Annotated in this window: 7 protein-coding genes; 1 reads left to right on the forward strand and 6 read right to left on the reverse strand. The window is 30.7% G+C overall.

Annotated elements, in window-relative coordinates:
- Positions 1–17: 17 nt before the first annotated feature.
- From AC4FRF_RS05595 to AC4FRF_RS05620, 6 genes are all read right to left on the reverse strand, one after another.
- Positions 18–3,017: a serine hydrolase domain-containing protein gene (locus AC4FRF_RS05595; protein ID WP_491158502.1), complete on the reverse strand. Its 3,000-nt coding sequence runs from the start codon at positions 3,015–3,017 to the stop codon at positions 18–20.
- Between the two features lie 71 nt (positions 3,018–3,088).
- The gene (locus AC4FRF_RS05600) at positions 3,089–4,594 is read right to left on the reverse strand and encodes a sodium:solute symporter (protein ID WP_491158503.1); all 1,506 of its coding nucleotides are present in this window, start codon (positions 4,592–4,594) and stop codon (positions 3,089–3,091) included.
- A gap of 23 nt (positions 4,595–4,617) precedes the next feature.
- Entirely contained in the window at positions 4,618–5,439 is an 822-nt protein-coding gene (gene murQ / locus AC4FRF_RS05605; RefSeq protein ID WP_491158504.1) for an N-acetylmuramic acid 6-phosphate etherase, read from the reverse strand.
- Positions 5,440–5,491: 52 nt separating this feature from the next.
- On the reverse strand, positions 5,492–6,685 hold the full coding sequence (locus AC4FRF_RS05610; RefSeq protein WP_491158505.1) for an exo-beta-N-acetylmuramidase NamZ family protein: 1,194 nt from the start codon (positions 6,683–6,685) through the stop codon (positions 5,492–5,494).
- Between the two features lie 181 nt (positions 6,686–6,866).
- The gene (locus AC4FRF_RS05615) at positions 6,867–8,357 is read right to left on the reverse strand and encodes a SusD/RagB family nutrient-binding outer membrane lipoprotein (protein ID WP_491158506.1); all 1,491 of its coding nucleotides are present in this window, start codon (positions 8,355–8,357) and stop codon (positions 6,867–6,869) included.
- A gap of 13 nt (positions 8,358–8,370) precedes the next feature.
- Positions 8,371–11,550, reverse strand: coding sequence for a SusC/RagA family TonB-linked outer membrane protein (locus AC4FRF_RS05620; RefSeq protein ID WP_491158507.1), 3,180 nt, complete (start codon positions 11,548–11,550; stop codon positions 8,371–8,373).
- Between the two features lie 460 nt (positions 11,551–12,010).
- Here AC4FRF_RS05620 and AC4FRF_RS05625 point away from each other — a divergent pair, with 460 nt between their 5' ends.
- Positions 12,011–12,760, forward strand: a complete 750-nt coding sequence (locus AC4FRF_RS05625; RefSeq protein ID WP_491158508.1) for a DeoR/GlpR family DNA-binding transcription regulator — start codon at positions 12,011–12,013, stop codon at positions 12,758–12,760.
- The last annotated feature ends 44 nt before the right edge of the window (positions 12,761–12,804 follow it).

Below are 12,804 nucleotides of genomic sequence, written 5' to 3' on the forward strand. Positions count from 1 at the left end.
AAGAGAATAACTTCTTTTTACTTTATGATTGATTCTTGGATTATTTGTTGGATATCTTCACGAATTTTTTCATTGGCTAATTTATTTCCATCTTCTCCTATTTCAGGATAGGTTCTGTTTGATAAAAAGACATAAACAATTTCAGTTTTTGGATCTACCCAGGCAATATTTCCTGTAAAGCCAGTGTGACCAAAACTTGATTCAGAAATACATTGACAGGTAGTACTATCATTTCCTATTCTTTTATCGAAACCAAGACCTCTTTGTACTCCTTCGGCACAATAAAAGCAAGTGTTAAAAGTGTCAAAGGTTTCGGAAGAAAAATAACGTTGATTGCCATAGTTTCCTTTTTGTAAAAAAAGTTGCATCATTTTAGCAACGTCCATGGCGTTAGAGAAAATTCCAGCATGACCCGCAATACCGCCTTCCATTGCGGCTGCCATATCGTGTACATAGCCTTGAATGAGTTGATGTCTGAAATAAGTGTCTATTTCGGTTGGAGCAATTGCGTTTTTGTCAAATTTTTGCAGAGGATTGTATAGGGTATAATTCATCCCAAGAGAATTGTAGAAATGTTCCTGACTTAAAAATTCTAATTTTTTGTGTGTTATTTTTTCCAGATATTCTTTTAAAATCATAAAAGTAAAATCACTGTATCGGTATGTTATTTTTTCAGAGAGGGGAGAGTCGACAATGAATTTCATAATGGTATCATGATAATCATTTCGAATAAAAAGATTATCGGCTACTTTAGTTGAAAATTTAGGTTCAGAATTATTTCGATAATATTTACTTAAAGGGAAACCAATAGAATCAATCGTTTTTTTATAAAAAGGACTCCATGCAATCAGTCCTGCATAATGATTTAATAAAGCTTTAAAACTGATGTCTTTTTTATTTGAATTTTTAAACATGGGAAGCATTTCTCCTAATTTAGTATCTAAAAAAACTTTTTTATTATCATACAATTGCATGATGTTTGGTAAGGTAGAAATCATTTTTGAAATAGAAGCAACATCATATAAATCGGTATTAGAAACTTTTACATCTTTTGTATATGTATGATAGCCATAAGATTTCTGGAAGACTACATTTCCTTGTCGGGCAACCAAAATTTGCATTCCAGGAGTCATTTTACCATCAATAGCTTTTTTAGCAATCGAATCAATTTTGGATAAAATGAGAGAGCTCATTCCAACATTTTCAGGAGTTTCAAATCCTAATCGATTTATTTTTTGAGTAGCTAATCCTTCATTTACGTTAAAGTTATTATTAATTGAAACAGCTAATTTTCCTTTTGCTTCTTTTGCTCCAAAAATTATTTCGGCCGATACAATTTGTGAAATTTTGGAGTTTTGATACGAGACTATCAAACCTTCAATATTCTTAAAATTATTGATGGGTAGTAATGAATAAGGTTTAGCAAATATATCTAAAATTACACTGTGTTTTTTAGCTATTTTTTGCAAGCAATCTAATTCGGTTTCTGTAAAATTTTGATCTTGCCATGTTTTATTTAGCTTATGAAAACCAATAATAATAGTATTGTATTTATTTAATGCAGTATTTAAAGAGTCTATATTTGAACTGAAAACCTCAGTAACTTCGGTATATTTTTTTAAAGTGGTTACAAAATCGCTATTGACATCATCTCCTAATTTTACGTAAGCAATTTTTTGCTTGAGTGTTTTGATAGGAAGAATTTCTTTCTCATTTTTTAAAACAGTAATCGCGTTTTCATATAATTTATATTGTAAAGCATCATTTTGAGAACCATTGATATCTTGGACTAAATTGTTAAGAGAAATAGGTTTGTATTTGTTTAAACCTGCTTTAAATTTATAATGGAGTATTTTTTTTACTGAGTGGGATAAACGTGCTTCCGAAATTTCACCGTTAGTATAAAATAGTTTTAATTTTTCAATGGCTAAAGGAACATTATCAGGACAAAGAAAAATATCATTTCCAGCTTGTAATACCGTTAATTCAAGGTCTCCAACACCTTTAAATTCGCTGGCTCCTTTCATACCCAAACCATCTGTAAAAATCAAACCTTCAAAGCCAAGTTGTTTTTGAAGTAAATTAGTTACCACATTATAAGAAGCTGATGAAGGATAGTTTGGTCTTGATTCCAAGCTTGGAATGTTAAGATGTCCCACCATTACTGAGACTAAACCTTCATCAAACATTTTTTTATATGGATATAATTCTACTTTATCAATACGGTCTTTAGTAAACGAAACCATAGGTAAAGTTTTATGAGAATCAGAGGAAGTATCGCCATGTCCCGGAAAATGTTTACCGGTACAGAAAACACCTTGGCTTTGAATTCCTTTCATTAAAGCAACGGCTTTATTAGCCACATTATATTGATTTTCTCCAAAAGAACGATTTCCAATAATTGGATTTAGCGGATTAGTATTGATATCAAGAACAGGAGCAAAGTTGAAATGAATTCCCATGCGTTTGCATTCTGCCCCCATATTTTTACCCATATTTTCAATTAAAGCTAAATCTTGAATAGCTCCTAATGTCATGTTCCAAGGATAAGTATATGTTGAGTCTAATCTCATACTTAAACCCCATTCAGCATCAAGACCAATAAATAATGGAATTTTAGATTTAGATTGATAATAATTCGTTAATCTTGCTTGTCGAACAGGTCCTCCTTGAAAGAAAATCAATCCCCCTATTTTATAGTGCTCAATTAATGATTTTATTTTGTTTTCGTGTACAGTATCTTTATTAGAAAAAGCAGAAACAAAAAAAAGTTGTCCCAATTTTTCTTCTAAACTCAATTGGGAATAGATACTATCAACCCAATTGTTTTCTAAATCAGAATCTTTAAAAAAAGTTTTTCTTGCTCCTTTGTCTTTTAAAATATAAGGTTGTATGGTATCTGTAGTTTTTGCATTTTCTAATCTAGCAAGTGTATTGTTTTTTTTAGAAACAGCACAATTGCTAATTAAAAAAAGTAGCGTAAAAAGGAAGCCTATTTTTAAAATATAATTTTTCATTTAATAGTATTAGCAATAAAAAATAAAATCAAAAGTTGAGTTATTAGATTATTGCAATAGATTATGATTTGTTAAAATAGCATGTTTTCAGTAGATTTTTTACTGCTACTATAAATTGCTATATAGGTAAATAATCCGTTAATGATGATGAGTTCGTTATCAAAAGTGTATCCTAGTAATTGAGATGAATTTTCGCTTAAAAAATAAGTGAATATAGGAGCCATTATAGCGATAAAAGGTATTAGTTTGTCGTTTACTTTTCTGGATTTTTGCAATAATCCAAAGGCATACAATCCTAATAGGGGACCATAGGTGTAAGATGCAACTCTAAATATCAATGTAACTACGGAGCTATCGTTAAAAGAATTCATAATGACTACAACCAAAAAGAAAACAAACGAAAAAGCTAAATGAATCAAATGTCTTTTCTTGATGTTTTTAGGATTTGATATGTTTTCGGACTTGTCCATACCTAAAAAATCGACACAAAAAGAAGTGGTTAGTGCTGTTAAAGCCGAATCGGTTGTGGCAAATGTGGCTGCTATTATCCCTAATAAAAATACAAAGGCAGGAATAATGGATAAATGATTTAAGGCTATTTCAGGAAAAAGTAAATCGGTTCTGGGTTTATTGCTAACAAAATCCAGTGGTGTTGCAATACCATTTTTGTTTGCATAAATATATAAAAGGGCACCCAGACTTAAAAAGATAATATTAATTAGCACAAAGATTCCTGTGAATGTAAACATATTTTTTTGAGCTTCTTTGATGTTTTTGCAACTAAGATTCTTTTGCATTAAATCTTGGTCTAAGCCTACCATAGCAATTGTTACAAACATTCCTCCAAGAATTTGTTTGACAAAATGAAACTTATTAGTCAAGAAATTATCAAAGAAAAAAACTTTGGAATAATTACTTTTCTGAATTGTACTGATAGATTCTATAACTGTTAGATTCAAACTATCACAAACAAAATAAATAGTGATAAGTACCGAACTCACTAAAAAGAAAGTTTGTAAAGTATCTGTTATAATAATTGTTTTTAGTCCACTTTTGTAAGTATATAAAAATATTAATGTTAGTGCTATTAATACTGTTATTGGAAATGGAATATTGAAAAAGTCAAACACATACCGTTGCAAAACAATTATAACCAAATAAAGTCTAAATGCTGAACTAATGGTTCTACTAACGAGAAAAATGGAAGCAGCAGTTTTGTAGCTGTTAATTCCCATTCTTTTTTCTATGTAACTATAAATAGAAGTGAGGTTCATTCGATAGTACAATGGAAGCAAAACTTTTGCAATGATTATAAAACCAATAGCATTTCCAAGAACAAATTGAAAATATTTGAATTGCTCTCCGTTTGGGGAGCCAACTTCTCCGGGAACTGATATAAATGTTACTCCGGAAAGTGCCGTACCAATCATTCCAAATGCAACTAAGTACCATTTTGAATTTCTATTTGCTTTGAAAAAGGAATCATTATCGTGACCTTTTTTACTAATTACGCTAGAGATAACTAATAAAAGGCTAAAATAAACAAAGATGAAAATTAAAATGGTACTTGCAGACATTAGGTTTTAGATAAGTTGTTTAATTAATTATTAGTTGAAAATTCCAACAATACAGCTCGGACACTTTTATATTTTTGTAAAAGTACATTTGCAGAATCATAATCAATAGCTAATTCTTCCATAATCATTTTGATTCCACGTTTTACTAATTTTTCATTAGACAATTGCATATCCACCATTTTATTTCCTTTTACTTTTCCAAGTTTAATCATTACTGAAGTAGAAATCATGTTTAAAGTCAATTTTTGTGCAGTTCCGGCTTTCATACGCGTACTTCCGGTAAGAAATTCTGGTCCAACGACTAATTCAATAGGAAAATCGGCAACTTGTGCAATTAATCCATTGCTGTTACAGGAAATACTAGCTGTTTTTATATTGTTTTCTTTTGCTTTTTTTAGACCACCCAATACATAAGGTGTATTTCCGGAAGCAGCAATTCCGATGACAAAATCTAAACTTGAAATTTGAAATTCGGACAAATCTTTCCAAGCCTGTTCTGTATCATCTTCTGCATTTTCCACCGCTTTTCTAATAGCGGTATCTCCACCGGCAATAATACCAATTATCATCTCATGTGACACACCAAATGTAGGAGGACATTCTGAAGCATCTAAGATACCTATTCGTCCAGAAGTACCGGCACCTATATAAAACAATCTTCCTCCAAGTTGCATGTTTTTGACAATTTTTTTGACTAATTTTTCAATTTTCGGAATTTGTTGCTTTACAATCGCAGCTACTTTTTGGTCTTCGGTATTGATGTTCGTGAGAAGCTCTTTAACAGTCATTTTATCTAAATCTTTGTATAAAGATTCTTGTTCTGTTTCTGGATTTTTATGTTTCATTTTTTTTTTTTTTTTTGAGTTTTATAGATTTTGGGACTCAACCAGAGTTGATTTAATAAATGAGGTATTTTTTTCTGATTTTTTTAAAATTTTCCAGATCACTTTTCCAACTTTGTCTGATTTCTTTTTCAGAAACATTTGCCTCTATTTGTTGTTGTAGTTTTTTTGTACCAGCTAATTTTGTGAAAAATGGATTAAAAAATGATGTTTTGTCAGTTGTGTTTTGATAGGCTTTAATCAACCATTTTAATTCTAATTTTGTTACTCTAGGGTAGGATGTTAAATCTTCGCCAAAACATTTTTCATTGTTATAAAGAGGATTTTTTGCTCCAAAATTAGGTTTAGGAATAAATGAAAACGATTCTTTTGGTAAAAATGGAGAACCATAAATTTGAAATTGTTTTTCAGTTCCGCGCCCCACACTTATAGTTGTTCCTTCAAAAAGACACAAACTGGCATAGAGATTAATAGCTTGATCATTTGGGAGATTAGGCGATGGTTTTACAGGAAGACTATAGGCCATTTCTCTTTTGTAATTAGAACAAGGAATGATAGTCAATTTGCAAGTAATTCCGTTTTTAAGCCATTTTTCACCATTTATCATTTGTGCATATTCTCCAATTGTCATTCCGTGTAAAATAGGCACAGGATGCATACCTACAAAACTTGAAAATTCTTTCTCCAGTAAAGGACCATCAACAATCCCTCCGTTTGGATTTGGTCTGTCCAAAATTAAAAGTGGAATATTGTTTTCTGCACAGGCTTCCATAACGTAGTGCAAGGAAGAGATATAAGTATAAAATCGGGCTCCTACATCTTGTAAGTCAAAAACCATTATGTTGATTTGGGATAATTGCTCTTTTGTGGGTTTTTTATTTGCTCCATAAAGCGAAACAATAGGAAGTCCTGTTTTAGAATCTTTACCATCTACAATTTTTTCTCCTGCATCTGCCGTTCCCCTAAATCCATGTTCGGGTGCAAAAATTGTTTTTATATTTATTTTTTCTGCTATTAAAAAATCAACTAAATGAAGCTTGTTTGTCAGAATACCCGTTTGATTTGTGACAATTCCAATTTTTTTATTTTTTAATAAAGGGAGGTATTTTTTAAAATTATAGGCTCCAGTTGTAATTTCTGTAAGACGATTCATGAGACCATCATTTTTACATATTTTCGATGCATTTGAACTTGATACATTGAAAATAAATAATAATGAAATAGTAATTCTTTTCAAACTTTTTGTCATGATCAACTTGAGTTTAAATGTTTGAATTAAATATAGTTAAATGGTTTTGTTTTGAAAGTAAGAAAGTAAGATATAGAATCACTCTAGAGATTTCTAAAGTGATTCTATAAAATTACACAATTAATTATAGGTACAATTAGACGTAAATTTTGTTTGTCCTTGACTAATTAATTCAAGAAAATTATTGGTCCCACCACATACGTGTAGTTACAGTATCGCCACCTTGTCTTTCTATTGCTGCCGAAACATTGTCCGGGTTATTCAATTTTTCTGTAGAAGTATATACAAAACGTCTAGGTATTTGTCCTCCAGTTAATGTAGAAGATAGATTTAATGGTACTAATACAGGAAATCCAGTTCTTTTCCAGTTTGAGAAAGATTCAATTCCGTTACCAAAAGTAGCTACCCAATATTGTTCATTAATCATTTGAAGTGCTTTTGAGGAATCAAATGGGTTAGCTGTAAGGTAATTGTCTATTGCTGTAGTCGAAATTACACCAGCTGTTCCGTACATTGCTAAATAGCTCATTGCAGCACGTACTCCTTTATTATAGTGTCCTGCAGTATCTCCGTCAGCTAATCCCCAACGGAAAGAAGCTTCGGCTAACATTAGCTCAACTTCAGCATAAGTTTGGAAAAAGAAAGGAGCATCATAAATAAGTTTTCCGGATCCTCCAAAAATATTAATATTAGGTTTAGAGTTTGCCGAAGTAGAGGTGAATACATTAATATCCTGTCCCATTTGTAACGATGGAGTTGTTACTCCAGTAGAAGTGGAACAAAGAACAGAAATTCTTGGATCGTTTGTAGCAATTAAATAATCCAAAAAGGTTTTAGATATTTTAATTTGGTTGGTTCCTCGAGAGGAAAGAGATTTAGTAAACGGATTCACATTTGGACCTCCATCATTAGAATTATTTTCGTACTTAATAAAAGCAATGTCACTATTACTTGTCATAACACCTCCGGCAATTGCTTTTGTAGCCCATGCTTTAGCATTTACATCATCAACTTTTACCATTCGTAATGCTAATCTTAGCATTAAGGAATTGGCAAATTTTTTCCATTTTGCATTGTTCCCGGCAAAAAATAAATCGGCATTTCCGTATGAATTTAAATTACTAGGATTACTTAAAACGTCAGATGATTTTTCTAATAATGACAACATATCAGCATAAATGTCACTTTGCTTGTCGTATTTAGGGTAGCGAATTCCTTCTAAAAATCCTTTTCCAGCTTCGCTATAAGGAATATCTCCATAAGCATCAGTCAGTCTGCTGAAAATAAGTACTTTTTGAATGTTGGCAATAGCTAAATCTGCTTCAGCTGTCGATGCGGTACTTTTTTCTAATTGAGCAACCAAATCAACAATGTTTTTAACATTCGTTGGAAATTGCTCGTCAAATAAATCATTGGTTCTATTAACCTGATAAGAAAATGAGTTATTATAAGTTGTTGTATTTAGTTGTTGTACATTACTCATTAAATGAGCAATATCATAAAATAAAGTAGCAACATAGTTACTTCCACCAGTATATAATTGAATATATGTTAATTTAGTTGCTGGCGATAATTGGGTCGGTTTGGTAGGATTTACATTTATGTCTTCAAAACCATCATCACATGATCCAAATGTAAATATTGCAATAAGGAATAAGATTAATTTTTTCATAATTTAATAAGTATTAAAATTTAACATTTACACTGAAACCTAAACTGCGAGAGGCAGGAATACCAAAACGCTCAATTCCTTGTGAATTCAAGTTGTTTAATGATGCTTCGGGGTCAACATTTTCAATTTTTTTAGAAATGTAAAATAAATTTCTTCCAATTAATGAAAAGCGCAAATCGCTAATAAACAAGTTTTTTAAAACATTTGAAGGTAAGTTATAACCTATGCTAAACTCTCTGAATTTTATAAAATCAGTTGAGTATATAAACTCTTCAGCAATTCCAGTACTTTCAGCTCCTAGATTACCATAGTATATTCTTAAATCTTTTGGGGCAACAGTTTTAGTAAATGGTAATGATGTGTCATTGTCAATTCCTGAAATTACTAATCCGTTTTCACGTCCTTCCAGTGTTTTTTTATGTAAACCGGTTAAGGTTAAATCGGCATTTGTTCCTGAATAAACAGAACCACCGTATTTTGCATCAATTAAAAAGCTAACGCTAACATTCTTATATTTGAATGTATTTGTAAAACCTAGTGTGTAAGGAGCAACTCCTTGACCTAAAATCTTATTATCTCCTCTGATAGGTTTTGGTACAGAACTTTTTATATCATATAAAATATTCCCATTTTCATCTCTTTTGTATGAAGAACCATAAATTACACCGTAATGTTCTCCAACAATGTGAGATATAATGGCATTTTTATCTCTAGAAAGACTTCCATCAACGTTTATAGGTGTATTTGCTTCATCTGTATGAACAATTTTACTGTCGTTGTAACCTACGTTAAACGATGTATTCCAAGAGAAGTTTTTACCTTTAACAGGATAGCCGCTAATTAATAATTCTAAACCTTTATTCTCTAATTCACCAATATTTAAAATAGCTGAGCTATAACCTGAAGTTAATGATGCAGAGGCTCTTACGATATCGCTTGTTGTTTTGTTTTGGTAATAAGCGGCATCAATATTGAATCGGCTTTTAAACATTCTTAAATCCAAACCAACTTCAAATTCATCCTTTTGAAAAGGAACTAAATTAGGATTTGGTATTGAAGTACCATTGATGTTTCCGAATGAATTACCTTGAAAAGAACCTAATACCGCATAATTTAAATTAAGGGCATAAGCATTATTTGCACCTCCTGCCACTTGAGCATAACTGGCTCTCACTTTAGCATAATCTATAACACGAGGTAATTTGAACGCTTTGTTTAATAAAAAACTACTGCTTAAAGACCAATAAAAATCGTTGTTTGGTGTTTCTTTTCCAGGAAAAGAAAGGGTAGAATACCATTCATTTCTTCCGGTGAAGGTTAAAAATAAGTAATCATCATAATCAGTTTGAATAGAACCGTAAAGAGAGTTTGTTTTTGTTTTATAATAATTACTTGTTGGAACAGGTAGTGTAGTATTATTTAAATCTTCTAATCCAACAACAACAAATTGGCTTCCTGTAGCACTTAAGGCATCAAAAGTGGATGTTTTAGTATTAGCTCCTAAAATAGAATTTGTCGATATTTTAGAAGTTAACTCTTTTTTAATTCCCAACATTAAATCAGCATCAAATAAACTGTAGGATGATTTATTTTGTATTAAAACTCCGGCTGGTCTATAAGCTGTTCCGTATGGTGTAACCTGTTTTCTGGCTAGATCATAAGTATCTATACCTGCTCTACCATTTAAATACAACCATTTTGTGATATCGTATTTTAAAGTAGTAGAAGCTGTTAATCGATTCTTTTTGTCATCATTTTTAAATCTTTCAGTGGCCCAATATGGATTTTGAATAAATTGACTTGGTTGAAATAATAGTTCAGTATCATTTTCATTGTATCCAGGTTTTAAATCCGTTATGTCAAGACTGCTTGGTAATAAAAAAGCAACAGTATTTGCGTTTCCTGGAGTATCACCAATTGTAACTCTATTATGAACTTTTTCAATTACATATTTTGCATTAATTGTTGAAGTTAATTTTGGACTTATTTTAGACATTGCATTCAACCCTATTGATTTTCTATTCAAAGTGGTATTTGGAAAAATATCATCATTATCTAAATCTGAAAATGATAAACGATAATTTGAATTTTCATTTCCTTTTGAAACAGCTACCGAATTTATTTTAGTAATTCCTGTTTGGTAAAATTTATCTAAATTATTCCCTGTATAAGAATAAGGTCTTTTTTTTCCATCCCAGTTATAAACTAGTGAACCATCCAATTTGTCTCCCCAAGACTGCAATGTACTATTGTAAGCATTATTAATGGCTGTTTCTTCATCTGGAATTGCAATAACAGCTCCTGAAGTATCAAAATCATAACCTGGTTTTATTCTGTTATTACCTTGGCCATATTCTTTTTGAAAATCAAGTAAACTGGTATTTACTTTTTCAAATGTTAAAGAAGTAGAATATTCAATTCCAAAATTTTGTTTTCCTTTTCCAGATTTTGTAGTAATCATTATAACACCATTTGATGCTAAAGATCCATATAAAGCAGCTGCCGAACTTCCTTTAAGTACAGATACCGATTCAATATCATCAGGGTTAATTGTTGAAATATCATCACCACCATCTCCATATTCACCGCCAAATGGTCCTACAACTGAACCTTTTGTTTCATTAATAATAGGAATACCATCAACAACATATAAAGGTTGATTATTACCTGTTAATGAACTTGCTCCACGAATAATTACTCTGCTTGATCCAGCAGCTCCTGAACTACTTGTAGATATGTTTAATCCGGCAACTTTTCCTTGTAATGAATTTATTGCACTTACTGTTTTAACTTGGTTTAAATCTTCCCCTTTGACTTCTGTTATAGAATATCCTAATGATTTGGATTCTTTTTTAATACCCAAAGCAGTAACTACAACTTCGTCTAAGGTGTTGTCTTCAGCAATTAGACTAATATTAATTTCTTGGTTTTTCCCAGTTAGCTTCATTGTGGCTGTTTTGAATCCCATGTAGCTAACTTGCAATGTGCCTTCAGTCCCGCTTTTTACTGAGAGTTTGAATTTTCCATCAAAATCTGTTATTGCAGCATTTTTTGTCCCTATTATGGAAATAATAGCTCCGGGTAAAGGCATGTTGTCCGATTTTGACAAAATAACTCCCGTTATTGATGCTGTCTGTCCAAATGCCACTTGAACAACCAGAAACAACAATGAAATGAAGAATGATTTTTTCATATTTATTTAGTTTTTAGGTTTATTTTACAAACATATATATAATTTTTCAATAAAACTCAATTTTGTGCAACTTTGTATTAATTTTGTGTTAAAAATGCATAAAAATGCATTTTTTAAATAAAAAATTAGCTTCTGCATTAGGGGGTAACCAAAGTTTTAAATACTAATATAATAGAAGTTTGTGATGCGATATCTAAAAAAATAAATAACTATTAGGTAGTTACTATAAAGTAATGAATTAACTTTTTTTTTGGAAAGAATAAAAAAAGTACAGCTTAAAATAGCTCAATCAATCAGTTTTTAATTTATAAATGAACAATTTTTAATTTTAAAAAGAGCATAAAAAATAATTGATAGCGAAAGATTGAATATTGAATAAAATATTTAATTATTCAAAAAAAAGCTTTTTAAAAATGCATAATACTGCATTCTGTTCTATATTTGTGTAAAAAATTATACTATGCTTAAAAAGGAGAGACATCAATTTATAATGAATAGATTCAATGAAGTTGAAAAAATCTATACAAATGACATTGCAAATGAATTAGGAATTTCTGAAGACACAATTAGGAGGGACTTTATAGAACTAAATAATAAAGGTTTGATAAATAAGGTTTATGGTGGTGCGTTTTTAGTTAAAGAAAAATCTAATAATGTATTTGATTTTAATATTATTAATGAGGATAAGAAAAATATTGTTGCCCAAAAAGCTCTTGCACTGCTAAAAGAAGGTCAGGTAGTTATTATGTCAGGGGGAACAACAAATTTATCATTCTGCAAAATGATTCCTTCTGATTTTTCAGCTACTATATATACCTATAGTTTGCCTATTGCTATGCAGTTATCACAGCATCCAAACATAGATTTATTTTTTATAGGAGGTAAATTGCAAAAAAAAGCAATGGTAACTGTTGGTATTGATGTAGTTCAGGTTTTGTCAAAAATTAAAGCCGATGTTTGTTTTTTAGGGGTAAGTAGTTTGGATGTAGATCACGGTCTTACTGAAATTGGTTATGAAGTTTCGGTTGTTAAAAAAGAAATGATCCGTGTTTCTGATAAAATTGTTGCTATGGCAACCTCTGATAAAATTAATAGAAGCATGCCGCACCAAGTTTGCGGATTAGATAAACTGGATGTTATAGTTACTGATATGAATTCTAAAAGTCCAAAAATTAAAAATTTTATCGAAGCTGGTGTCACTATAATTTAAAATAAAAATGCGTTTTTATGCGTTTTTAATTATTTATAACGATA

Source organism: Flavobacterium sp. ST-158 (assembly GCF_058309975.1).

Coding starts and splice junctions, on each gene's coding strand:
- AC4FRF_RS05595 (WP_491158502.1), bottom strand. CDS start 3,017: ATGAAAAATTATATTTTAAAAATAGGCTTCCTTTTTACGCTACTTTTT.
- AC4FRF_RS05600 (WP_491158503.1), bottom strand. CDS start 4,594: ATGTCTGCAAGTACCATTTTAATTTTCATCTTTGTTTATTTTAGCCTT.
- murQ (WP_491158504.1), bottom strand. CDS start 5,439: ATGAAACATAAAAATCCAGAAACAGAACAAGAATCTTTATACAAAGAT.
- AC4FRF_RS05610 (WP_491158505.1), bottom strand. CDS start 6,685: ATGACAAAAAGTTTGAAAAGAATTACTATTTCATTATTATTTATTTTC.
- AC4FRF_RS05615 (WP_491158506.1), bottom strand. CDS start 8,357: ATGAAAAAATTAATCTTATTCCTTATTGCAATATTTACATTTGGATCA.
- AC4FRF_RS05620 (WP_491158507.1), bottom strand. CDS start 11,550: ATGAAAAAATCATTCTTCATTTCATTGTTGTTTCTGGTTGTTCAAGTG.
- AC4FRF_RS05625 (WP_491158508.1), top strand. CDS start 12,011: ATGCTTAAAAAGGAGAGACATCAATTTATAATGAATAGATTCAATGAA.